Consider the following 22,788-nt stretch of genomic DNA (forward strand, 5'->3'; position numbering starts at 1 on the left):
TTGCTGACCCAAATGGCTTTGATTCACCCAGCTAGCGCTTGCTTTTTATCCCCTGCATCCCCTAAGACAACAGGGTTGTTTGTTTGAAAGGAAAGGCTGTGTCCGTCGGTTTTCATAATAATTGTACCACTGCGGAAGGTTCCGTAAACGGTAGCTCCACTATTAAAATAACGCTCCAAAACAGCTTTATGGGGATGACCATAGCTGTTTCCCTTCCCGGCGGAGATAATAACGTATTCGGGTTTTAGCACATCTAAAAAATTTTGGGATGATGACGTTTTAGAACCGTGATGACCAGCTTTTAATACGTTTACCTTGCCAAATTTAGAAAGGGAAGTTGCCTCTGCTTCCTGCTCCATATCTCCAGTAAATAAAACAGAAACTTCGCCATAATTTAATTGTGTCACAACACTATTATCATTGGAATCTTTATAGTCGTCACCTGTTTCTATGATTTTCAGACTGGCACCATTGCCTAAATCAAGAACCATATCATCATCATATAGTACTTTACAATTAGGCTCGTTCTGGGCGGCCTGCCAATAATCTTCATAGGTTTTGGTATCTTTTGTGGCGCCGCTGTCTATAATTTTGGATACATCATAGGCCTTTATCACATCATCTAAACCGCCGATATGGTCAGCATCAGGATGGGTGGCAATCACCAAATCCAGATTTCCGTCAATATAATCTTTCAGATAAGTCACAATAGCCTTTCCATCCTTATTATTTCCACCATCTATAAGAACTTCAAAATCTTGATTATCTATCAAAATGGCATCCCCTTGCCCTACATCAATAAAATGCACCGTTAATATGCCGTCTATTTCTTGGGTAATGCCCAGTATATTCTTTTTTCCATCCCAACTAACTTTTGCACCAAAGGCCTCCAAAACAGAGCGAATTGGCAGGTAGGTGCGGCCGTCCTTTACAAGGGCACAGGTATCTGTAGTCTTTTGTATACCATTTATGACCAAGTAATTCTTTCCGATGGGAACCTGTACCGTGGTGTTTTCCTTTATTAGTGTCACTGTTTTTTCTGCTTCATTCCATGCAGTTTCACAGCCAAAGGCCTCCATAGTTGCCCGTAAGGGAACCTGCATCCGTCCATTGCTATCCGTAAAGGGATAGCCTGTACCTGTTGAAAAGGGAATATTCTGATTATTGATATAAACAGAAGCCATAGGTGGAGCCGCATAGACAATTCCAATAAATAAGTAAAAGCCAATAAGAACAATGCCAAAATTGATGCATTTTCTTCCATGCTTTTTACTCCAATGATTTCTCATTATTTTGAGCCCCCTTCTTGGTTATATTCTTTTTTCAGGTAGTAAGCTACTTTGTAATAGGGCAGGTCGTATCCCATTTCTGTCAAGCGGTTGGAAATTTTTCTGGGGCCATCTCCATTTTGATAGCGTTCAAATATAAATTGAGCAACATCCTCAGTTATTTTATTGGAGGGGGGCAGGGAATCATTTTTTTCTGTCTCCGATTTATCTGAAACATCAAAGGGGATATGCTCCAGTCCAACAGTGGTGGTAATATCTGTTTTCTCCCCGATATCCTCAATTAATGGGGATGAGGCATCAATACTATAATTGATAACATCGCGCATTTGTCGGATATTTCTTGGATAAACGGCATTTAACAAAGCATGCTTCGCCTGTGGTGTAAACACCACGTGATAGTGGATTTTTCTTGCTTCCCAAACAGCAGTTTCATATTTTTTCACAAAGTGCAAAAAGAGCTGCTCTTTTTCCTCTAAGGAACGTTCTTGCAAGGAAGGCAAATACATTTCATATTGCCCCAACCGCTGATAAAGCTCGGGGAGAAAGACCTCGTGAAGGTTTTTGGTGGATGCGGCAATGACGATAACATTGATATCAACTTCCCTTGTATCTCCAATACGACGGATTTTCCCCGATTCGATTGCTTTCAAAAGAAGGTTCTGATAATTTTCAATGGTATGGGCTTCATCTAAAAAAAGAATTCCGCCGTTTGCTTGCTCAAAAAGACCTTTTTTCTTTTTTGAACCTGTATACGCTCCTTCTACAGAACCGAAGATTTCCATAGCTGCAATATCCGGGTTTGTAAACTGTGCACAGTTGATTTCGATAAAAGGTGCATTTTTGCTGATTACACCAATTTCTTTGGCATAGTTATAAATTAAATTTGCCAGCATGGTTTTACCTGTGCCTGATGCCCCTGTAATGATAGAATGACGAGGGCCTCCTAAAGAGCCAACAATTTTTTTAGCTTGTCTAAACACACTTTGCATGGTTCCCAGATGAACCACATGGTTAAAATCACCCTCTGGTCTGGTGAGTTTTACTTGTATTTCCAATTGTTTGATTTTGCTGTTTAACTGATCCAGCTCCTGAATATCCTGAAAAACAGAAAAAGCCCCTAAAAATTTACCATTGTGGACAATGGGATAGGAGTTTACGATATATTTCTTTGGAGGAACAAAATGAATGGTTTTATCCAAAACAGGCTTGCGGTCTTGCAAAACAGTCAAAAGGACTGCGGCAGGATAAAAATCTGTTATTGGTTTACCAATCATCTCTTCCTTGGTTTTTCCAGCATAATTTGCGCTGATCTCATTTACATAAACAAGAATACCATCTGTATCTACCACATTTACCCCGTCATTGATGCGATCCAACACATCAGGGAGAATATCCAGAGATAAAAACAGCTCTTTTGTCAGTCTCATAAAAGTTACACCTCAATTTTGTGAGAAATTAATATTATAACAATTACTTTGTTACATTCTAACATTTATTGCAACAATTATCTATCATTAAATTTAGATTTCAGCGTAAAATCAGTAAAGGGCTTGTTTGGCACGGTAATTGCTGATAATATATAATCGTTAGAGAAATAACAATTTAGTATGCTAAATATGAAAATGATTTAAGGAGGAACAAGTTTATGGAGTTTGGCTATTCTAAAGAGCACGTTTTACTGCGAGATCTTTACAGAAAGTTCGCCGAAACAGAGGTTAAACCTTTGGCAGAAGAGCTTGATGAAGAAGAGAGATTTCCTGTGGAATCGATAAGCAAGCTGGCAAGATTCGGGTTTATGGGTATTCCATTCCCTAAAGAATATGGCGGCGCTGGCGGAGATTATTTATCTTACTCGATGGCAGTGGAAGAGCTTGGTAAAGTTTGCGCAACAACATCAGTAATTGTTTCTGCCCACACATCTTTGTGTGCTGGCCCAATCTATATGTTTGGTACTGAGGAGCAGAAGCAGAAATATTTGGTACCTTTGGCTAAGGGTGAAAAATTGGGTGCTTTTGGTTTAACTGAACCCAGTGCAGGTACTGATTCCTCCATGCAGCAGACAACAGCAAAGCTGGATGGCGATGAATATGTTTTGAATGGCACAAAGGTGTTCATTACTAACGCAGGCTATGCAGAAATTTATGTAATTATCGCAATGACAGATAAAGCAAAGGGCAACCGTGGTATTTCTGCATTTATCGTGGAAAAAGATACACCCGGTTTCTCTATCGGCAAAAAGGAAAGAAAAATGGGCATTCGTGGTTCCGCAACCTGTGATCTGATTATGGAAAACTGCCGTATCCCCAAAGAAAATCTTTTGGGTAAAGAAGGACAAGGCTTCAAAATTGCAATGCAGACATTGGATGGCGGACGTATCGGTATCGCTTCCCAGGCATTGGGTATCGCAGAAGGCGCAATTGAAGAATGCGTTAAATATGTAATGGAAAGAAAGCAGTTCAAAAAGAAAATTGGTCAGTTCCAGAACACACAGTTTGAATTGGCTGATATGGCAACAAAGGTGGAAGCTACAAAGCTTTTGATTTACAAAGCAGCTTGTGAAAAAGATGCTCATAGACCTTACAGCCACCTTTCTGCTATGGCAAAATACATGGCAGGCTCTACAGCAAGCGATGTAACAAGAAGATGCGTTCAGTTATTCGGTGGATATGGTTATACAAGAGATTACCCTATGGAAAGAATGATGCGTGACGCAAAAATCACAGAAATCTACGAAGGTACATCCGAAGTGCAGAAAATGGTTATCTCCAGCTGGTTAGGCTTGAAATAATTTTGCTATAGATGTGTTTTCCGGTGTAAGAAAACAATCCTAAAGATTCCAAAATATGAAAGGAGAAACTTTTCCTATGAAAATAGTTGTTTGTATCAAGCAGGTACCTGATACCGTAGAAGTAAAGATTGATCCAAAAACAGGCACACTGATTCGTGACGGTGTTCCCTCTATTATTAACCACGACGATAAGACAGGCATTGAAGCTGCCTTGACATTGAAAGAAAAAATAGGTGGCACAGTTACCGTTGTATCCATGGGCCCTCCTCAGGCAGATATTGCCTTGAGAGAAGCATTGGCTATGGGTTGTGACGAAGCGTATTTGGTTTCCGCAAGAGAATTCGGTGGTTCCGATACATATGCTACATCCGGAATTTTGGCTGCAGCTTTAGATAAAATTGGCTATGATGTTATTATCACAGGCCGTCAGGCAATCGATGGTGACACAGCACAGGTTGGTCCTCAGATTGCTGAAAAATTGCACTTACCTCAGGTTTCTTATGTAGAAGAACTGGTAGATGCAGGAGCAGATTATGTTACTGTAAAAAGACAGTTTGAAGATGGCTACCACATTGTGAAGGTAAAAACACCTTGTCTTTTGACTGCCATTGCAGAATTAGCTGAGCCTAGATATATGTCCGTTGGCGGCGTATTCGAAGCATATACCAAAGAAATCAAAACCATTGGCTTTGAAGAATTGAAGGATGGTTTGGAATTGGATATGATTGGTTTGAAGGGATCCCCTACAAACGTATACAAATCCTTCACAAAGGAAATGAAGGGTGCAGGTACCGTATTGAACGACCTTACACCTGAACAGGCTGTAGAAGCAATTGTGAACAAATTGGAAGAAAAATTCATTATCTAATTTGAATTAGATAGGAAATTTTTCTTATACATAAAATGTGCCGTAAAAACAGTTGAACGGCAAAGGGTCAGGGCATTTTCTAGACAAGCCGGGCTATGTTTAGTAAGATGCTGAAAAATTTAAGGAGGAAACACCTATGAGCAAAGGTATTTTTGTAGTAATAGAGCAAAGAAGCGGCAAGGTTCAGAACGTAGGCCTTGAGCTGATCGGCGAATCCACCAGATTGAAAGAAGACCTCAAGGATGAAGTAGTTGCTGTCCTGTTGGGTCATGAAATTGAAGGTCAGGTTGACAAACTTTTCCACTATGGTGCAGACAAGGTTATCCTTGTTGACAGCCCTTATTTGAAAGAGTATGTAACAGAGCCTTATACAAAAGCTATCACAGCTATCGCTAAGGAATATGATCCTGAAATCATGCTGTTTGGTGCATCTTCCATCGGCCGTGACGTGGCTCCTCGTGTAGCTAGCCGTGTAAAAACAGGTTTGGTTGCAGATACAACAGGCTTGAGAATGGCAAAGACAGAAGAAGAATATGCTAAGGAAGCAGCTATGGGTTGTGAAGATCCTACAAGAGCACTTCTTATGACTCGTCCTGCATTCGGTGGTAACATCATGGCAACATTGATGTGCCCTAGAACAAAACCTCAGATGGCAACAGTACGTCCTGGTGTTATGAAGAGAATTGCAAAAGACACAACAAGAACAGGCCAATTAATCAAATTCAACGTTGATTTTACAGACGCTGATATGAACGTTGAGATTCTTGAAGTTGTTAAGGCTGACAAGAAGGCTGTTGATTTGACAGAAGCAAAATTGATCGTATCCGGTGGCCGTGGTATTGGCGGTGCACAGGGCTTCGATTTAATCAGAGACGTAGCAGATGCATTGGGCGCAGAAGTTGGTTCTTCCAGAGCATGTGTTGACGCTGGTTGGATTGAAAAAGATCGTCAGGTTGGTCAGACAGGTAAGACAGTACGCCCTGACCTGTACATGGCTTGTGGTATTTCCGGTGCAATTCAGCACGTTGCAGGTATGGAAAACTCCGAATTGGTTATTTCCATCAACAAAAACGACACAGCTCCCATTTTCGAAGTTTCTGACTTGGGTATCGTTGGTGACGTTAAGGTTATCCTGCCTAAATTGGCTGATGCAATCAGAAAATATAAAGCAGCAAAGGCGAACAACTAAGAATTTGTTTGTCGGAGCATAATAAAGCAACGCCGCATAATGCACGGCTGATGATTTATAGGCCGAATTGTGTGCTCAGGTTTCACAAAATAATGCGGTATATAACTTAAGAATTTCGTAAGCCCCTTGCCTTTTCGGCATAGGGGGCTTTCGGAATGCAGTTAAAGTATAAGCTGTATTTGAATACAATATACAGTATTCCTTATTCCTTATTCTTTGACGCAATATAGTATCACTTTTTACAAATGGGTTTGTTTTTATATCGATAAGGGGGTTGTCGAGATGGAGAGTAATTCTATTTTTTTCCCTGGCTATACAGCTGGTGAGAACGCATATCGTGAGATAGAAGCTGTATGTTCACCTTATGGGACAAAGGCGGTAGTCATTGGCGGCAAAACAGCGATGGAAAAGACCAAAGAGTATTTATTGGAAGCAACGCAGGAGAGCTCCGTAAAAATTACCGATTTTATTTGGTATAAAGGAGAGGCGGCTTTTGAGTACGCTGAGGAATTGCAGCAATTGGATGTGGTAAAAGAAGCAGATATGGTTTTTTGCGTCGGGGGCGGCAAAGCGATTGATTGTGCAAAGTTGGTTGCAGATCATCTGAAAAAACCTTATTTCACTTTCCCTACCATTGCAGCAACCTGTGCATGTATTTCCGCATTGGGAATTTATTATCACACAAATCATGTATTCCGTGATTTCTTCCGTGTGGAAAGACCACCTGTGCATGTATTTATTTCAACAAAAGTTATCGCAGAGGCTCCAGAGGTATATCTTTGGGCAGGCATTGGCGACGGCATGAGCAAGGAAGCAGAAGTTAAATTTTCTGCAAGAGGTAAAGAGGCAGAATTAACTTTATCCGAGCAGGCTGGGGTTGCTATGTGCAGCTGCTGTACAGAGCCTTTGTTGAAATATGGTATCCAAGCTATGGAGGATTGTCGGTTAAACCGTCCTTCTCATGCCATTGAGCAGGTTGCTTTGGATATTTTCATTAACACTGGTATGGTATCTAATATGGTAGATTCCCATAAGTATAATACCAATTTGGCACATGCGCTGTTTAACAGTATGACCATGCTACCACAGGTTGAGGAAAGACATCGTCATGGCGAAGTTGTTTCTTATGGCACTTTGGTTTTATTGACATTGGATAAGCAGTATGACTTATTGGATCGTTTCTTTGCGTTCTACAAGGGAATGAACTTGCCCACAAAGCTGTCTGATATTGAGGTTTCCGTTGAAGAATTGGATCCTGTTTTAGAGGCAGCTGTGAAAAAGTATGATTTGGATTACACGCCTTATGAAATCACCACAGAAATGATTAAGGCGGCAATTTTGGAGCTGGAAGATTTCAATCTGAAGGCAACCGCTTAATGTAAATACATAGAGTGAAACTTTTGAGGCAAAGGAGGTAATCCTTTGCCTCGGATTGTTCAACGGAATGATTTTTAAGAGGAGCGGTAACCCTTTGTTTATTAAAATATAAAGCCTATGTTTCCAGGATTTGTAATAAAAAATCCATGTAAAGCAGTGAGGCTTTTTTTCTTTGTGGTTTTCAAAATAACTGCTACTTTTAGCCTTTTTTGAAGCTTGACAGCTGTGGCATATGCTTTTATACTTGTGAAGAGAAAAATAGACCTAAGGAGTGCGTAGGATGGCATTTTTTCCAAGAATTGGGATGCGTATGATTAAGACAGCAATCGCTGTGGGGATATGTTTTTTAATCAGCAGTTTAACAGGCGGAAACGGGAAACCTATTTTTTCTGCTATTGCTGCAATTATTTGCATGCAGCCTTATGTGGAGCATAGTGTAGATGTGGCATTTAACCGTATCATTGGAACGATCATAGGGGCAGTTTTCGGGTTAATTGCGGCATCTGTGAGCCTATACATTCCTCCAGAATATGATTATGTGCATTTTTTGGTGATATCCTTAACGGTTATCCCAGTTTTATATACAACAGTGTTGTTAAAAAAACCAGGAGCCTCAGCTTTGGCGGGGGTTGTTTTATTAAGTATTACTTTAAGCACTGGTTCTACACCACTTATGGATGCAGTCAATCGTTCTGTGGAAACCATCGTGGGAATTTTAGTCTCTCTGGGAGTAAATATGGCTCATTTACCCCGACGAAAAGAGAAGGATTTTCTTTTTGTTTCAGGGTTTGATGGGGCTATCTACGGAGAAAAGACCGGTATGACCCCCTATAGTATTTTTGAATTGAATCAGTTGTTAAAGGATGACATGGCGTTTACCATTGCAACAGAAAGAACACCTGCATCGCTGATAGCGGATATAGGCATGCTTCATATAAAATTGCCAATTATCGCAATGGATGGAGCTGTGCTTTATGATATGAACGAGAAACGTTATCTGGCTTGTCATGGTCTTTCAAAAGAGCTGACAGAAAAGATTGAAAACTTTTTGAAAGAGTTTGATTTACATTATTTTTTAAATGTTGTTTGGCAGGATGTTCTGCTGATTTATTATCACGACTTCAAAAATGAAGAAGAACAAAAGCTTTACCACCAGTTGCGTCTTTCTCCCCACAGAAACTATGTTTATGGAGAGCGTCCCGAGGATGGCATTGTTGTTTATATTCTCCTTGTAGTAAAGGACGAGACAGCTGACTTTGTTACGGAGAAATTGATTGAGATGGATAAAGAGAGGGAGCTTCTCTTTTTAAGGGATAAATCCGAGACCCCAGAAGACTATTGTCATCTGAAAATTTATCATAAAAATGCCACAAAGGAATATATGATGAATAGGCTTTTAGAAAAAATGTCTCAGAAAAAAACTGTGGTTTTCGGAAGTAACAAGAACGATGCATCCATGATGCAGGCGGCGGACTTGTCTTTCGCAACATTAGATGCCAGTGATGATGCTGTGAAGGCGTCGGACTATCAGCTAAAGGGTACAGGCGACAGCATTGTTCGTAAAATGTTCCATCTATATGAGCCTTTGCCTTGGCAGACTTTGCCCAAAGAGCTGAGGAGTGAAAAAAAGAAAAAGGTGAAATAAATGCAGGAAGAATTACATGAGTTATCCAGAGCGGAGCTTTTGTTGGGGGAGGATAGCTTAAGGAAATTAAAGCAAGCCAAGGTTGCTGTTTTTGGAATAGGTGGCGTAGGCTCCTTTGCTACGGAAGCATTGGCAAGGGGAGGTGTTGGACATTTAACCTTAATCGATGGAGATTGTGTGTCCTTAACAAACATAAACCGTCAGCTCATCGCAACTCAAAAAACTGTAGGACAGTTCAAAACAGAGGTTATGAAGGAACGTATTCATGATATTTTGCCCCAAACAACAGTGGAGAACCATTCTGTGCTTTTTACCAATGAAAATAGAGGGCTGATTAATTTTGGGGAATATGATTACATTGTGGATGCCATAGATATGATTACCTCAAAAATTATATTAATTGAAGAGGCAAAGAAAGCGGGTGTGCCCATCATTAGCTGTATGGGAACAGGAAATAAGCTTGATCCATCCAGATTTGAAGTGGCGGATATTGCAAAAACCTCTGTTTGTCCTTTGGCCAAGGTGATGCGCAAAGAGCTAAAAGAGAGAGGTATACGAGACGTTAAGGTGGTTTATTCCAAGGAGCTGCCAAGAAAACCACGAGAATCCCTGGAAAGCGGAAAGAGGCAGATACCTGGCAGCCTTTCTTTTGTTCCTCCAGCTGCAGGGATGGTTCTGGCGGGTGAGGTAATTTGTTATTTGGCTGGAATTGTGCGGGAGTGAAAAAAAGCCTAAGTGGCGAATAAAGTAAAAAAATTCCAAAAAATATCGGAAAAGTGGAGAGAACTATTAAGAAAAAGAAGCATTTCTTATATTTTTCTGAAACATTTCAAAATCCCTTGAAAGGGGAAATATATTTGGATAGAATAAATGTAACCATAAAATTTATGAATCTTGCTTCACAGAAAGCACCACTGTCTAAAATTGTGAAGGTGGATGAGGGGCAATACCAAGATGGTTTTTTATCAGTTTGGGAGAATAGAGCTTCAAAGCTTTTTTATCATTATCCCGATACCATAAAATGATGGTTTCCGAGATTGTAAAAGGAGGTGTTAGGGTGAAAAATAAAATAAAAGTTGCAATCACTATGGCTTTATGTGCAATGGTTTTCTTAAGTGGATGCAACGCAAAACCGACCTCCAATGTGGAAGTAGCTTTAGCTGAAGGGGGACCCGAAAATTATATTGCTTCAGCGAAGGCCAAGTTGGAAGCAGCCCCAAGCTTTGCTGCTGATTTTTATGCAGAGGCACAAATGGGCAAAGAGGAAGACAAAACTATTACCAAAGCGAAAATTGAAATGCTTCGGGAACCATTGGCAGTGGGGATTTTAACCCAAGATTTATTTGGAAAGACAACGATGGATTCTCAAATGTATTTGGAAAAAGTAAATGATGGTGTAAATATGTATATGTCATATGATGGACAGTGGACAGAGATGACATTGGCAGAAGAAAATGCAATGAAGTTTGTGGGCATGTATGATGCCGTTAAGGATATGAGCATTTTGTTGGATGCTGGGGATGAATGGAAGCTGGTTTCTGCAAAAAGCGGTGTTGTTACCATAACAGGGCAGATACCGGCGCAAAAGGTTTATGATGTATCAGAAGCGGGATTCTTTCTGCAGATTGCGGGTATGAATGGTGTTGGAGAGAATTATTATTCTGATGTGCAAGCTGTACCCTTTGAAATTCAGTTAAAAGAGGATGGAACGCCCATTTCCTTTACCATTGATTTTGGGAAAACCTTAGAAATTGTTATGAACCATGTTTTGCAGGAATTGGGACAGGAAGGAACTGAGCCTATTAAGGTTGATAAATACACGATCACGCAAAATATCTCCAAGCTTGGAGAAGTGAAAAAAATAGATATTCCATCTGGAGCGAGAAGTGCGATTAACTATGAAAAAGAAATTTCTCTGATAGAAAGCAATTCATCAAAGGATAAAGAGTAATAAAGCGTGAGATTTTTCAATGTATGCAGTGAAAAAACCTTGAAAAAGCAGTGCATTTTTCAAGGAATGGTTACTTCATTTCCATATCCTGAGGCCCTTGTGAAAGCAGGGGTTTATTTTTTTGAAAAAATGAAGAGGAAAGAGATATATTTCTGCAAAAAAACGTGAGAAGTGCTGATAATGAATGGATTTTATAAATAATACTGTTTTTTTTGTGGGATGATGCTATAATGAAAAAGATTGACTTGAAAAAAGGAGAGAATATACTATGATCGCAGCACAAGGTGTCAGCCTTCAATACGGGGGCAGAGTGCTTTTTAATGATGTAAATATTAACTTTACAAAAGGGAATTGTTATGGACTCATTGGTGCCAATGGCGCCGGTAAGTCTACATTTTTGAAAATTTTATCTGGGGAGATTGAACCCAATAAGGGCTCTGTATTCATAACCCCCGGCGAAAGAATGGCTGTTTTGAAGCAGGATCACTTCTTGTTTGATGAATTGGACGTTGTTCAGACGGTTTTGTATGGTCACAAAAGATTGTATGAAATTATGAAGGAAAAAGAAGAACTGTACTCCAAGGCAGATTTTACTGATGAGGATGGCATTAAGGTTTCCGAATTAGAAGGTGAATTTGCAGAGCTTGACGGATGGTCTGCCGAATCCAATGCGGAAATCTTGTTAAATGGCTTGGGTATTACCAATGAATTGCATTATGTAAAAATGAAGGAATTGACAGGTACCCAGAAGGTAAAGGTGCTTTTGGCACAGGCGTTATTTGGAAATCCTGATATTTTACTACTGGACGAGCCTACCAACCATTTGGATATTCATGCAATTAGATGGTTAGAAGACTTCTTAATGAACTTTGAAAATACCGTTATTGTTGTATCCCATGATAGACATTTCTTAAATAAGGTTTGTACCAATATTGCGGATATTGATTATGGTAAAATTACAATGTTTGTTGGTAACTATGATTTCTGGTATAGCTTTACCCAGTTGACCCAGCGTCAAATTAAAGACCAGAATAAACGGACAGAGCAGAAAATGAAGGAATTACAGGAATTCATTCAGCGCTTTAGCGCCAATGCTTCCAAAGCAAAGCAGGCAACCAGCAGAAAAAAATTGTTGGATAACCTTCAGATGGATACCGTTAAGCCTTCCAGCAGACGTTATCCTTTCTGTAGCTTTAAGCAAGACAGAGAAGTAGGAAATGATGTTTTATTGGTAGAGAATATTTCTAAAACCATTGATGGCAAGAAGATTTTGGATAACATAAGCTTTATGATTCGTCCTAACGAAAAGGTAGCCTTTGTAGGTAAGGACGAAATTGCAAGAACTGCTTTATTCCAGATTTTGATGGGGGAAATGGAGCCTGATGAAGGAAAATTTAAATGGGGCATTACAACCAAAACAGGATACTTCCCTAAGGATAATTCAGAATATTTTGAAGGCTGTAAAGAATCTTTGATTGAGTGGCTGAGACCCTTTGCCAAGGAAGGGGAGCAGTATGATGCGGATATTCGTGGATGGCTGGGACGCATGCTCTTTAGTGGCGAGGAAGCTTTGAAGTCTGCTCATGTTTTATCCGGTGGTGAGAAAGTACGTTGTATGCTTTGTAAGATGATGATGAGTGGTGCAAACGTATTGATTATGGACGAGCCCACAAACCATTTGGATTTGGAAGCAATCACTGCGTTAAATGAAGGTTTGTCTGAATATAAAGGTACACTGCTTTTTGATTCTCATGACCATCAGTTTGTACAGACCATTGCTGATAGAATTATTGAAATTCTACCGGGTGGAATCATTGACAGACAAATGACTTATGATGAATATTTGGAAGATGAAGAGATTAATAATTTGCGCTTAAAATTGACTGAGGAGGCGTAAGCATTGATTAACGGAAAAATTGATTTCAGAAGTGACACAGTAACTGTACCAACGGAAGAAATGAGAAAAGCAATGGCAAGCGCTGTGGTTGGCGATGACGTTTATGGAGATGATGCCACAATCAATGAGCTGGAGAGATTGGCTGCGGAGATGTTTGGCAAAGAAGCTGCACTTTTTGTTCCAACAGGAACAATGGCCAATCAGCTTGCGCTATTTACCCATGTACAAAGGGGAGAAGAGGTTATCCTTCCTGATAACTGCCATATTATTGCCCATGAAGCAGGAGCATCTGGGATTATTGCAGGTGCACAGTTGCGCTCTGTACCCAATGTGAAGGGTGAAATGTCTTTGGATTTGGTCGAACATTATATCAGAAAGGATCTGGATGATATTCATCAGCCAAGAACTGCTCTGATTAGCTATGAAAATGCAGATTCTGATGGCCAAGTGCGTTCTTTGGAGTATATGAAACATGTGAAGGCTCTTGCTGAAAAATATCAATTGCCCGTTTATGTTGATGGTGCCCGCATCTTTAATGCAGCTACTTATTTAAATGTGAATGTAAAGGAAATGGCACAATATGCAGATACCATTTCTGTTTGCTTGTCAAAAGGTCTTTGTGCCCCTGCTGGTTCCTTATTAATGGGTAGCAATGAGTTTATCGCAAAGGCAAGAAGAAAACGCAAAATTCTTGGTGGCGGTATGCGTCAGGTAGGTATTTTGGCGGCGGCAGGCATTCTTGCACTGAAGGAAATGTCAAAAAGATTGCAGGAAGATCATGATAATGCGAAATATTTGTGCACACGCTTGAAAGAAGTAGAAGGCTTGGAGGTTTATGAGGAACGTCAGCAAATTAATATGGTATTTTTCCGCCTAAAAGACTTCCCGCTGAATTCTTCTGCTTTGGTAAAATATATGGCTGATCGAGATATACGTATCAACGGTGAGGACAACGGAATGATGCGGTTTGTGACCCATAATTATGTTTCCAAGGAAGAAATTGATAAAGTTGTGCAGTTGTTAAAAGAAGCCTGATAAAAGTGTTGCCCTCGTATTTCGGGGGCAGCTTTTTTATTCATAGTTGTTTAAAATTATTGTTATACTAAGGTTTATGGGGGGATGAAAATGTGGAAGATTTTTTTGGTTTTGGCAATTGGTTTTGCAATTGGTTTTTTGGGACTACTTAAGGAAAAATATATAAAATTAAATTGTCGTCTGCAAACTCTTTGGCTGATGCTCTTGATTTTCTGCATGGGGGTTAGCATAGGCAGAAATGGTGAGGTAATTCGCAACTTACCTGCTTTGGGCGGGAAGGCTCTATTATTTGCGATTTTAGCAGTCATTGGCAGTATCCTTTTTGTGTTTCTTTTGAGTAAGCTGTTTTTTGAAAAGGAGGGAGCAAAATGAGTATGGCTATTTTAATCGTATTGGTATTGGGCATTCTTGGAGGTATGTATATGCCTATGGGGATAGCAGCTTTTTTAGATGAGGCATCATCTTTTATGCTTTTGATATTATTGTTTTCTGTTGGTATAGATTTGGGGCTGAACCGCCAGGTTTTTAGTCAGGTGCGCCAATTGGGCTTTCGCATCCTCCTGATTCCTCTTGGTGTAATTTTAGGTTCTTTATGCGGTGGTGCCATTGCAGCACTGATCTCCCAGATGCATTTTAAAGAAGGAATGGCCATTGCCGCAGGCTTGGGTTGGTACAGTCTATCTGGAATCATTTTAACAAATGCGGGAAATCCCGTTGGAGGGACTATATCCTTTTTATCTAACGTATTTCGAGAGATGCTTACTTTTATTCTAATTCCTTTTTTGGCAAAATACTTAAATTCTTATAGTGCCATTGCACCAGCAGGGGCGACAGCTATGGATACCACTTTGGGAATGATTAGTAAACATACCGATGGAAAGACAGCAGTCATCGCCTTTATGAGTGGAATAACTTGCACGTTGCTTGTTCCGGTTTTAATACAATTTTTCCTATAGGATAAAAAAATTGAAGAAATCCCTTGACTTTTATGGTCGAATATATTATTATTACTTAGCGAGTTGTCCACATGCGGATGTGGCGGAATTGGCAGACGCGCTAGATTCAGGTTCTAGTCGGGGTTTCCTGGTGCAGGTTCAAGTCCTGTCATCCGCATCATTGAATAAATTAACTCAACAGTCGAAAGATTTGTTGAGTTTTTTTGTTTTTCTTAAAAAGCCCTCATGCTCACATCTAACCACTGAAATTATTGGGAAAAAAGTAAAATTATGTTATACTGTTTACAGAAATGTGTATGGATGGGGGCGAAAAAGATAAAACGTTTTTTTGAGACATTTGTGATATGTTTTATTATGTGCGGCATTTTTCTTTTCTTTGGTCCGCTTATAATACAAAGCGTTATTGCATTCATTGGAACAATTGCTTTGTTTTTTGCAATTTTAATTTCTACCTATATTGAATTACAGACGAAAATAGAAGAACTTGAAAATCGAATCAAAGCCCTTGAACCCCTGGAGGGGGAGGGCGAATCGGTTAAGCAGGAAAATTAAGATAAGCTTGCTTGCTGTTTTCTCAAAGAACTAATCCTTGCAATATGCCATGTTATATGGTAATATCTTCAATAAAATAATTTTGTCGAGTAATGGGGCTCCTTTCAGCGTTGATTTGTTTATACAATAAAGCGCTGAAAGGAGTATTTTTTTAGGGAGGATTGGTTATGAAAAAATATGGAATTGTGGTTATTCATGGAATAGGGGCCTTTCTTTTAATTCTTTTGTGTTTTGTGGCAGAAACAAATCTATTTAAGATTGTCAGCGTATTAGGTTGTGTATTCATGGGGATTTTTGGACAACTCGTATGGAATAAAACCTTGGTTGAATATAAGAATGACAAAAATAAATTGTCTCAGGAGTTATCAGTAGCTTCGGGGAGTATAAAATCGGTTTCAGCAGAAATCGAACTTACTGTGGATGAAAGCAATACATATTCAAAAACTCTTTTTCAGCAGTCCACCCAAATGTCAGGACAAATGGCAGAGGTGAATGAAATTATCACCAAATCATCAGTGGCAATGAAAAACCTTGTTTCATTGACAAGCACAACTAGAGATATGGCTTTTCAGCTTGATAAAAACAGCAGAAGCTCAGAACAAACCATTTACAATAGTAAAACGGAGATTATGAATGTTGTTGAGGTGATTGGAACCATCAAGCAGACGAGTGGCAATGCCACTAACGCCATAGAAACCTTGAAGGAAACCTCGCAGAAAATTTCGAGTATGCTAAAAGAGATCATCGGAATTTTATCAAACATGAAGTTAATTTCTATGAATGCCACGATCGAAGCGGCAAGAGCCGGTCAGGCGGGGCATGGGTTCACTGTGGTGGCATCTGAATTTAAAAATCTTACACAGATAACAGAGGTATTTGTAAAGGATATTGAGGCGCAGATTTTGTCCATGAACAGTGATGTAAATAAAGTTTACTGTGACATTGGGCAAAACAACGAATGCGTAGATAGGGGGGTGGCTTTATCAAAATTAATAGAAGAAAATCTACAAGAAATGAGCCAATCCTTTCAAAAAGTGATTGCGACCGTTGAAGAGATTAATACCATTAGCAATGAGCAAAGTAAAATTTCTGATATGGTTGGAGAACAAATGGAATGTATGGAGGATTTGGTAAACATAACAAGCCAAAATGCAGATGCGGTCTATCATTCTGCGCTAAGTCAGAAGGATAGGGTAGAAAATATTGCAAAGATGAGCAAGAAATTGGGCGTTGCCTCCGACGAATTATCTGAGATTGCTGATAGCACCATTCAACTGCCTGTTCAATTTGAAACCAAAGAGTTTATGGATACGCTTCATGAGACTGCACAGGATTTTTTTAAAATAATTCAGACGGAGTTGACCATTCACCATAAATTTTTAACCAATGATCCAAACCTTCATGATAAAATGCTTCGAACATTTAAGGAAGCCCATAAAGAGGTGGTGGAAGCGGTATGGACCAATGATGTAAATGGAAGGTTTTTCTGTTCCATTCCTTCTGCCAGTATTGCAAATGCTACAATTAGGGAATGGTTTCAAGGAAGCATTGGTGGGGAACAATATATTTCTAAAATTTATATATCAGGAATTACCAGAAATCCTTGTGTTACCCTAGCAATACCCTATTATTCAAAGGGGGGAAAGATTATTGGGATTATAGGAGTGGATCTTAATTTAAATGGATTGGCAATAAAGAAGAGAAAGTAGAAAGTCAATTTTTTTAGTATTGGTATGAAATATATTGATTTTCACGAAACATAATTTCTATAACTTGTTCAACTAGCACCTTTTAGTTTTGTTTTTCCATTTGGACAGGGAGTTTGGCATGAAAATCACATGTTTTTGTATGGCTGAAAAACTTGTAGGGGTCGGTACCTTCTGTATTAAATTAATTCTTTCAATTCTATTGGCCTCCTATGTTATAATAACCTTAAAGTTTGAAAGCAGAATGGTGGGATAACATTATATTGGTTTTATATTTAGGAGGTGAACAATAGTGGAAAACAAAGAAATGATCTTAGAACAGGCAAAAAAATACAATAGTTTTTATTTCTATGATGAAAGTAAAATTATTTCAGCCGCAAATCGATTAAAGGAGGATTTCAATGGAATAGAATTTCTATATTCTTTGAAGTCTAACCCTGCACCGGCAATTGTTAAAACAATAGTCTCACAGGGTTTTGGGGCAGATGCGGCCAGCCTTGAAGAGGTAAAATTGGCTAAGAGGTTTGGCTTACCCCCCGAAAAGATACAATATTCAGCGCCGGGAAAAAGTAAGGTTGACATTGAAGGAGCATTGGCTATCTCCACAATTATTGCGGATAGCACCAATGAGGTTTTCTTGATTGAAGAGATGGCAAAGGAACGAAATATGACTGCTGAAATCGGAATTCGTATCAATCCCAATTTTACTTTTTTAGGAGATGAGGGTATTTCTTCAAAATTCGGGATAGACGAGAATCAAATGTATGAATGGATTCCAAAGCTGAGTACCCTCAACCATATAAAAATAGTGGGTATTCATGTTCATTTACGCAGTCAAGAATTGAAGGCGGAGGTTCTTGAGGCGTATTATAAAAAGATGCTTCTATTGGCAATTGCGTTTCAAGAGGCCATTGGCTATAGACTTACCTTTATTAATATGGGTTCTGGGTTGGGGATACCCTATGCAAAGAAAGACATTCCATTAGATACTAAATATTTAGGAGAAAAAACATTTTCCTTTATGAAGGATTTTCAAGAAAAGTTAGAAGGAGTAAAGCTTATTTTGGAAACAGGCCGCTATGTAGTAGGAGAAAGTGGATATTATATTACACGGGTGATGGATAAAAAGGTATCTATGGGAACTACCTTTATCATTCTCCATAATACACTGAATGGCTTCATCCGTCCCTCCTTAGCACAGCTTGTTTTGCATTATGCCAAGGAAAATACGCCTGATGGCAGTGAGCCTTTATTTACAAGCAAGGATGCCTTTCAGTTTGTTCCGCTAACTGAGGAAAAGGAAGAGGAAGAAGTAACTCTCATGGGAAATTTGTGCACTGCATCAGATGTCATTGCAAGGGATATGATGATGCCAAAACTCAATGTGGGGGATTTCATAGCAATTTCCAATGCGGGGAGCTATGGAGCTGTTTTAAGTCCCATGCAATTTTCCTGGCAATCGCCTCCGCCACAGCTAATTTTGCGCTGTGATGGTTCCGTAATGGATGCTTATGATTGAGATATTCAAATGCAAATAAAAAATCCGAATTTACGTCATGGCATTGACATAAAAACGGACTTTTTTTATTTAGATATAATAGTGAAAGTCTAGACTTGGCAGGGAATATCCCCCTGGGGGGGGCGGTTCACACCCATAAGGAAGAATACCATACCAATGATACAAAGAGCGGAGAAAAGCCATAGCATAACGCCTACGTTGAAAAATTGCAATAGGTATCCTCCAACAAGGCTGCCTAGGATATTTCCTATGGTGATGCCGATGGTGATTAGAGATTGGCCTTTCACCTGATCATGTTTTTCTAGGGCAGTACTCACATAATATACAATTGCTGCCGTAAAGGGCGCAAAGGAAATTGCTTGAAAGCCTAATGCGATATACAACAAGGAGATATTGGAAGCAAGGGTTACACCAACTGCCTTAAACACAAAAAATATGGCTGTAACCTGAAGCAGCTTTCCGCAATCCCATCTCCGAATGATCTTTGTGCACAAAAGCATGGCTGGAACTTCTAATAGGGCGGTAAATGCCATAATCTGCCCCAAAGCTTCGTTACCTTTTCCGATTCGCTTTAAAATATGTATCATGTAATTATTGATTGCACTATGAGATATAAAAATACAGGCAATGCCCAATACAAGTAAGGCAAAGCGGGGATTACTTTTTAGAACAGTAAGGGTACCACCCTGTATAGGATTTACGGATTTTTGGGAATCCAATTCAGGGAATTGCTTCAAAATAAGCAATACCAAAACGATTAATCCGCAAGCAATCACAGGAATGCACCTTGTTGAAAAAAGTACAGTCAACGTTCCTAAAAAAAATGTTAATACGGCGTAGGCGAAGGAACCAATGCCCCTTGCAACTCCAAAATTCAGGGGAATTCCGTTTTGTATCAATTGCATGCCGAATGCGCTAAGGATTGGCTGCATAGAGAGCCCCAACAGGATAATGAGCCCATATAAGACAGCTACAATAATCATAGGAGGGCTGAATACGGACAGAAGCACAAAAGGTACAATTTGTGCAAGGCACAAAATTACAAAAGCGCCCTTTACCGTAAAGCGTGTACCTTTATCCGCCGCTGTTGCAATGATGGGTTGTAAAAGGACGGAGAGAAAGCTGGAAACAGCAATCAAAAGTCCAATATTCCCATTGGTAAAGCCTTGGTCTAACAGATACACCGCAGCAAAGCTGGCGACACATCCATAGCTCATCCAATAGGTTCCTTGTAGTGCCCCGTAAAAATAGACTAAATTATCCTTTTTCATATCTAGACCTCATAAAATTTAATGGGTAATTATCTCTGCACCATCTTCTGTTACAAGGACGGTGTATTCCCACTGGGCGGATAAAGAGCCGTCTTTCGTGTAGATTGTCCATCCATTTTCTTCATCTTGGAAAAACTCTTCTTTTCCTGCGTTTACCATAGGTTCGATGGTGAAGACCATACCGGGAACCAAAAGCATACCCGTTCCTCGTTTGCCAATGTGGCAAACATAAGGGTCCTCATGAAAATCATTGCCAACCCCATGACCTCCAATATCTCTTAAAACGGTGTAACCATTGGCATGTATGTATTCACTAATGACAAAGCCAATGTCACCTAAAAATCCCCAAGGCTTTACTTCTTTTAATGCCATATCTACGGATTCTTTGGTTACCTGCACCAATTTTTTTGCCTCTGGGCTGACTTCTCCAATGCAGAACATACGGGAAGCATCAGCATAATAGCCGTTTAATATTGTTGTAACATCAACATTAATGATATCCCCATCCTTCAGAACCTCATCAGGGGAGGGTATGCCATGGCATATGATATTGTTGACGGAGGTGCACACGCTTTTTGGATATCCACAGTAGCCCAAGGGCGCCGGTGTGCCCCCATGGGAGACAGTGTATTCGTGTACCAGAGTATTGATATCCTCTGTAGACATACCTGCACAAATTTTTTCTGCCACCATATCTAAAATTTCCGTATTTAATTTTCCGGCTTTGCGAATACCTTCAATTTGCTCCGGTATTTTAATAATTTTATGTGAGGGAACAGTTGCCCCTTTTGCTTTGTACTGTGCAATTTTATCATCCATTGCTCCATGGCATTGCTTATATTTTTTACCGCTGTTGCACCAGCAGAGGTCGTTACGACCGAGTTTCATAAGTAGTCAGATCCTTTCTTAAATTCATTTCGAGTGCTGAACAATTTTCTTCAAGGCTTTTCTTCAAAAATGAGTATAGAAACATTGCAAGAAAAGGATATGAAATGTTATTTTTTTTCAGAACATCGAAAAAAATGATTTACAAATTCATTTTTCATAGTAGCATAAAAGGAAGGGAATAACAATAGAGATATTGCTTGATGAGAATTTGCATCAGTGGTACCATTTGAACAATAAAAGGAAGCAGAAAGGATGAAAAAGATGATTTATCACAGCATTGAACAGTTAATCGGAAAAACGCCTTTATTGGAGTTGACACAATTAGAAAAGAAATATAATCTGCAGGCAAAATTACTGGCAAAGGTTGAATTTATGAATCCGGGAGGCAGTGCCAAGGATAGAGTGGCAAAGGCCATGATTGAGGATGCGGAGGAAAGAGGAATTTTGCAGGAGGGTGCCACTATTATTGAGCCTACCAGCGGAAATACAGGAATTGGCTTAGCGGTTGTGGCTGCGGCGAAGGGGTATCGTGCCCTTATTGTTATGCCTGATTCCATGAGCATGGAGCGACGTATGCTGATGAAGGCCTTTGGCGCAGAACTGGTATTGACGCCGGGGGCAAAAGGAATGGCAGGTGCTATTGAGAAGGCGGAGGAATTGCAAAAGGAAATTCCCAATTCCTTTGTGCCGGGACAGTTTGATAACCCAGCTAATGTGAAAGCTCATTATGAAACAACAGGCCCAGAAATTTTTCAGGATACAGAAGGTAAGGTTGATATTTTTGTTGCGGGAATCGGAACCGGGGGCACTATTTCCGGGGTGGGTAAATATCTGAAGGAAAAGAATCCTCAGGTTCAGATTATTGCCGTTGAGCCGGCATCATCCCCCTTACTGTCTAAGGGTGTGGCAGGTTCCCATGGTATTCAGGGAATTGGTGCAAACTTTGTTCCTTCTATATTAAATACTGAAATTTATGATGAAATTATTGCTGTTGAAAATGAAGAGGCCTTTGGGTTTGGAAAAGAGGTAGCAAAAACAGAAGGACTTTTGGTGGGTATTTCTTCCGGTGCGGCGATTTTTGCGGCAATGAAGGTAGCAGAACGCCCTGAAAATGCAGAGAAGAATATTGTTGTATTTTTGCCTGATACTGGTGAGCGTTATCTTTCCACTTCGATGTTTGGGGATGAGTAATGGACAGGCGAAATCATGTTACTTCGGCACTAGCGGCAGTTCTGATGCTGATAGATCATATCGGGGCATTGTTTTTCCCTGAGCAAATAGTGTTTCGCCTGATAGGGCGGCTGTCCTTTCCGCTGTTTGCATATGGCATTGCCCAAGGGGTAGCGCATACATCTAATTTTCAAAGATATCTTTTTCGTATTCTTTTGGCGGCGATAATTTCTCAGCCAATTTACAGACTGGCATTTGAAAATGATAACCTTAACCCTTTATTTACCCTAGCCTTAGGAGGGGTGGTGCTATGGTTATGGAGAAGAGATGGAAAAGAGAGATTTTTGGCAGGAGGCCTGCTGATTCTATCCTATTGGGTCAAATGCAGTTATAGCTGGTATGGCGTTGCTACCATATTTTTATATGGCTTTTATGAATCTGCTCGGGCAGTTTCATTTTACTGGCAAGGCATTCTGCAGGTGGTTTATGGCTATTTTACTGGTACATGGTTACAGGGCTTATCCATTCTTTCTTTTCCTTTAGCGGGGGTGGAATGGAAAAGAAACATATATTTACCGAAATATTTTTTCTATGTTTTTTATCCGTTACATCTGATTATTTTAATTGGAATAAGAGAATTTAACTAGTAAAAAGGGTATACAAAAAAGGTGTCGACATAGTCGACAC

General features: G+C 39.7%; 20 protein-coding genes and 1 tRNA gene. 17 read left to right on the forward strand and 4 right to left on the reverse strand.

Going from position 1 to position 22,788, the window contains the following annotated elements; translation table 11 throughout:
• Positions 1-23: 23 nt before the first annotated feature.
• Together NE558_RS06830 and NE558_RS06835 are read right to left on the reverse strand one after the other, a co-directional pair.
• Entirely contained in the window at positions 24-1,289 is a 1,266-nt protein-coding gene (locus NE558_RS06830) for a stalk domain-containing protein (protein WP_256149219.1), read from the reverse strand.
• Entirely contained in the window at positions 1,289-2,716 is a 1,428-nt protein-coding gene (locus NE558_RS06835; RefSeq protein WP_256149221.1) for a sigma 54-interacting transcriptional regulator, read from the reverse strand. Before NE558_RS06835 ends, NE558_RS06830 begins: the two co-directional genes overlap by 1 nt.
• A 218-nt stretch (positions 2,717-2,934) precedes the next feature.
• Between NE558_RS06835 and NE558_RS06840 the strand changes: the two genes are divergently transcribed.
• The 15 genes from NE558_RS06840 to NE558_RS06910 all read left to right on the forward strand — a co-directional run bounded on the left by NE558_RS06840 (position 2,935) and on the right by NE558_RS06910 (position 18,772).
• Positions 2,935-4,077 (forward strand): acyl-CoA dehydrogenase, encoded by a 1,143-nt coding sequence (locus tag NE558_RS06840; RefSeq protein WP_256149222.1) that lies wholly within the window; start codon positions 2,935-2,937, stop codon positions 4,075-4,077.
• Positions 4,078-4,153: 76 nt separating this feature from the next.
• A complete protein-coding gene (locus NE558_RS06845; protein ID WP_256149223.1) occupies positions 4,154-4,945 on the forward strand; it encodes an electron transfer flavoprotein subunit beta/FixA family protein in 792 nt (263 codons plus the stop codon).
• A gap of 136 nt (positions 4,946-5,081) precedes the next feature.
• Positions 5,082-6,134, forward strand: a complete 1,053-nt coding sequence (locus NE558_RS06850) for an electron transfer flavoprotein subunit alpha/FixB family protein (RefSeq protein WP_256149224.1) — start codon at positions 5,082-5,084, stop codon at positions 6,132-6,134.
• Between the two features lie 282 nt (positions 6,135-6,416).
• The gene (locus tag NE558_RS06855; protein WP_256149225.1) at positions 6,417-7,511 is read left to right on the forward strand and encodes an iron-containing alcohol dehydrogenase family protein; all 1,095 of its coding nucleotides are present in this window, start codon (positions 6,417-6,419) and stop codon (positions 7,509-7,511) included.
• Between the two features lie 280 nt (positions 7,512-7,791).
• Positions 7,792-9,156, forward strand: coding sequence for an HAD hydrolase family protein (locus NE558_RS06860; RefSeq protein ID WP_256149227.1), 1,365 nt, complete (start codon positions 7,792-7,794; stop codon positions 9,154-9,156).
• Positions 9,157-9,879 (forward strand): tRNA threonylcarbamoyladenosine dehydratase, encoded by a 723-nt coding sequence (locus NE558_RS06865; protein ID WP_256149228.1) that lies wholly within the window; start codon positions 9,157-9,159, stop codon positions 9,877-9,879.
• 134 nt (positions 9,880-10,013) lie between these two features.
• Positions 10,014-10,181 carry a hypothetical protein gene (locus NE558_RS06870; protein ID WP_256149230.1) on the forward strand — a complete coding sequence of 56 codons (168 nt, stop codon included), beginning with the start codon at positions 10,014-10,016 and terminating at the stop codon, positions 10,179-10,181.
• Between the two features lie 32 nt (positions 10,182-10,213).
• On the forward strand, positions 10,214-11,107 hold the full coding sequence (locus tag NE558_RS06875; RefSeq protein ID WP_256149231.1) for a hypothetical protein: 894 nt from the start codon (positions 10,214-10,216) through the stop codon (positions 11,105-11,107).
• Positions 11,108-11,375: 268 nt separating this feature from the next.
• Positions 11,376-13,004, forward strand: coding sequence for an ABC-F family ATP-binding cassette domain-containing protein (locus tag NE558_RS06880; protein WP_256149232.1), 1,629 nt, complete (start codon positions 11,376-11,378; stop codon positions 13,002-13,004).
• A 3-nt stretch (positions 13,005-13,007) separates the two neighbouring features.
• Positions 13,008-14,039 (forward strand): low-specificity L-threonine aldolase, encoded by a 1,032-nt coding sequence (gene ltaE, locus NE558_RS06885; RefSeq protein ID WP_305145016.1) that lies wholly within the window; start codon positions 13,008-13,010, stop codon positions 14,037-14,039.
• Between the two features lie 90 nt (positions 14,040-14,129).
• On the forward strand, positions 14,130-14,411 hold the full coding sequence (locus tag NE558_RS06890; protein WP_256149233.1) for a LysO family transporter: 282 nt from the start codon (positions 14,130-14,132) through the stop codon (positions 14,409-14,411).
• Entirely contained in the window at positions 14,408-14,995 is a 588-nt protein-coding gene (locus NE558_RS06895) for a lysine exporter LysO family protein (protein ID WP_256149234.1), read from the forward strand. The genes NE558_RS06890 and NE558_RS06895 overlap by 4 nt, the downstream gene beginning before the upstream one ends.
• A 73-nt stretch (positions 14,996-15,068) precedes the next feature.
• Positions 15,069-15,152: transfer RNA gene (locus NE558_RS06900), tRNA-Leu, on the forward strand.
• 562 nt (positions 15,153-15,714) lie between these two features.
• A complete protein-coding gene (locus tag NE558_RS06905; protein WP_256149235.1) occupies positions 15,715-17,256 on the forward strand; it encodes a methyl-accepting chemotaxis protein in 1,542 nt (513 codons plus the stop codon).
• A 289-nt stretch (positions 17,257-17,545) separates the two neighbouring features.
• Entirely contained in the window at positions 17,546-18,772 is a 1,227-nt protein-coding gene (locus tag NE558_RS06910; RefSeq protein ID WP_256149236.1) for a diaminopimelate decarboxylase family protein, read from the forward strand.
• A gap of 89 nt (positions 18,773-18,861) precedes the next feature.
• Here the strand turns inward: NE558_RS06910 and NE558_RS06915 are convergent, their stop codons facing one another.
• Positions 18,862-20,043: an MFS transporter gene (locus tag NE558_RS06915; RefSeq protein ID WP_256149237.1), complete on the reverse strand. Its 1,182-nt coding sequence runs from the start codon at positions 20,041-20,043 to the stop codon at positions 18,862-18,864.
• A gap of 18 nt (positions 20,044-20,061) precedes the next feature.
• Positions 20,062-20,931 (reverse strand): methionyl aminopeptidase, encoded by an 870-nt coding sequence (locus tag NE558_RS06920; RefSeq protein ID WP_256149238.1) that lies wholly within the window; start codon positions 20,929-20,931, stop codon positions 20,062-20,064.
• Positions 20,932-21,183: 252 nt separating this feature from the next.
• Between NE558_RS06920 and cysK the strand changes: the two genes are divergently transcribed.
• Together cysK and NE558_RS06930 are read left to right on the forward strand one after the other, a co-directional pair.
• Positions 21,184-22,122: a cysteine synthase A gene (gene cysK, locus NE558_RS06925; protein WP_256149240.1), complete on the forward strand. Its 939-nt coding sequence runs from the start codon at positions 21,184-21,186 to the stop codon at positions 22,120-22,122.
• Entirely contained in the window at positions 22,122-22,748 is a 627-nt protein-coding gene (locus NE558_RS06930) for a TraX family protein (protein ID WP_256149241.1), read from the forward strand. Before cysK ends, NE558_RS06930 begins: the two co-directional genes overlap by 1 nt.
• Positions 22,749-22,788 lie beyond the last annotated feature (40 nt).

Source organism: Anaerotignum propionicum, assembly GCF_024461735.1.
In the GTDB taxonomy this organism is placed as follows: Bacteria; Bacillota; Clostridia; order Lachnospirales; family Anaerotignaceae; genus Chakrabartyella.

Bases quoted from the DNA above. Each gene is read 5' to 3' on its own strand.
- NE558_RS06930 (WP_256149241.1), top strand. From the start codon at position 22,122: ATGGACAGGCGAAATCATGTTACTTCGGCACTAGCGGCAGTTCTGATG.
- NE558_RS06840 (WP_256149222.1), top strand. From the start codon at position 2,935: ATGGAGTTTGGCTATTCTAAAGAGCACGTTTTACTGCGAGATCTTTAC.
- NE558_RS06920 (WP_256149238.1), bottom strand. From the start codon at position 20,931: ATGAAACTCGGTCGTAACGACCTCTGCTGGTGCAACAGCGGTAAAAAA.
- NE558_RS06915 (WP_256149237.1), bottom strand. From the start codon at position 20,043: ATGAAAAAGGATAATTTAGTCTATTTTTACGGGGCACTACAAGGAACC.
- NE558_RS06895 (WP_256149234.1), top strand. From the start codon at position 14,408: ATGAGTATGGCTATTTTAATCGTATTGGTATTGGGCATTCTTGGAGGT.
- NE558_RS06845 (WP_256149223.1), top strand. From the start codon at position 4,154: ATGAAAATAGTTGTTTGTATCAAGCAGGTACCTGATACCGTAGAAGTA.
- NE558_RS06850 (WP_256149224.1), top strand. From the start codon at position 5,082: ATGAGCAAAGGTATTTTTGTAGTAATAGAGCAAAGAAGCGGCAAGGTT.
- NE558_RS06860 (WP_256149227.1), top strand. From the start codon at position 7,792: ATGGCATTTTTTCCAAGAATTGGGATGCGTATGATTAAGACAGCAATC.
- NE558_RS06890 (WP_256149233.1), top strand. From the start codon at position 14,130: ATGTGGAAGATTTTTTTGGTTTTGGCAATTGGTTTTGCAATTGGTTTT.
- cysK (WP_256149240.1), top strand. From the start codon at position 21,184: ATGAAAAAGATGATTTATCACAGCATTGAACAGTTAATCGGAAAAACG.
- NE558_RS06865 (WP_256149228.1), top strand. From the start codon at position 9,157: ATGCAGGAAGAATTACATGAGTTATCCAGAGCGGAGCTTTTGTTGGGG.
- NE558_RS06855 (WP_256149225.1), top strand. From the start codon at position 6,417: ATGGAGAGTAATTCTATTTTTTTCCCTGGCTATACAGCTGGTGAGAAC.
- NE558_RS06905 (WP_256149235.1), top strand. From the start codon at position 15,715: ATGAAAAAATATGGAATTGTGGTTATTCATGGAATAGGGGCCTTTCTT.
- NE558_RS06880 (WP_256149232.1), top strand. From the start codon at position 11,376: ATGATCGCAGCACAAGGTGTCAGCCTTCAATACGGGGGCAGAGTGCTT.
- NE558_RS06835 (WP_256149221.1), bottom strand. From the start codon at position 2,716: ATGAGACTGACAAAAGAGCTGTTTTTATCTCTGGATATTCTCCCTGAT.
- NE558_RS06830 (WP_256149219.1), bottom strand. From the start codon at position 1,289: ATGAGAAATCATTGGAGTAAAAAGCATGGAAGAAAATGCATCAATTTT.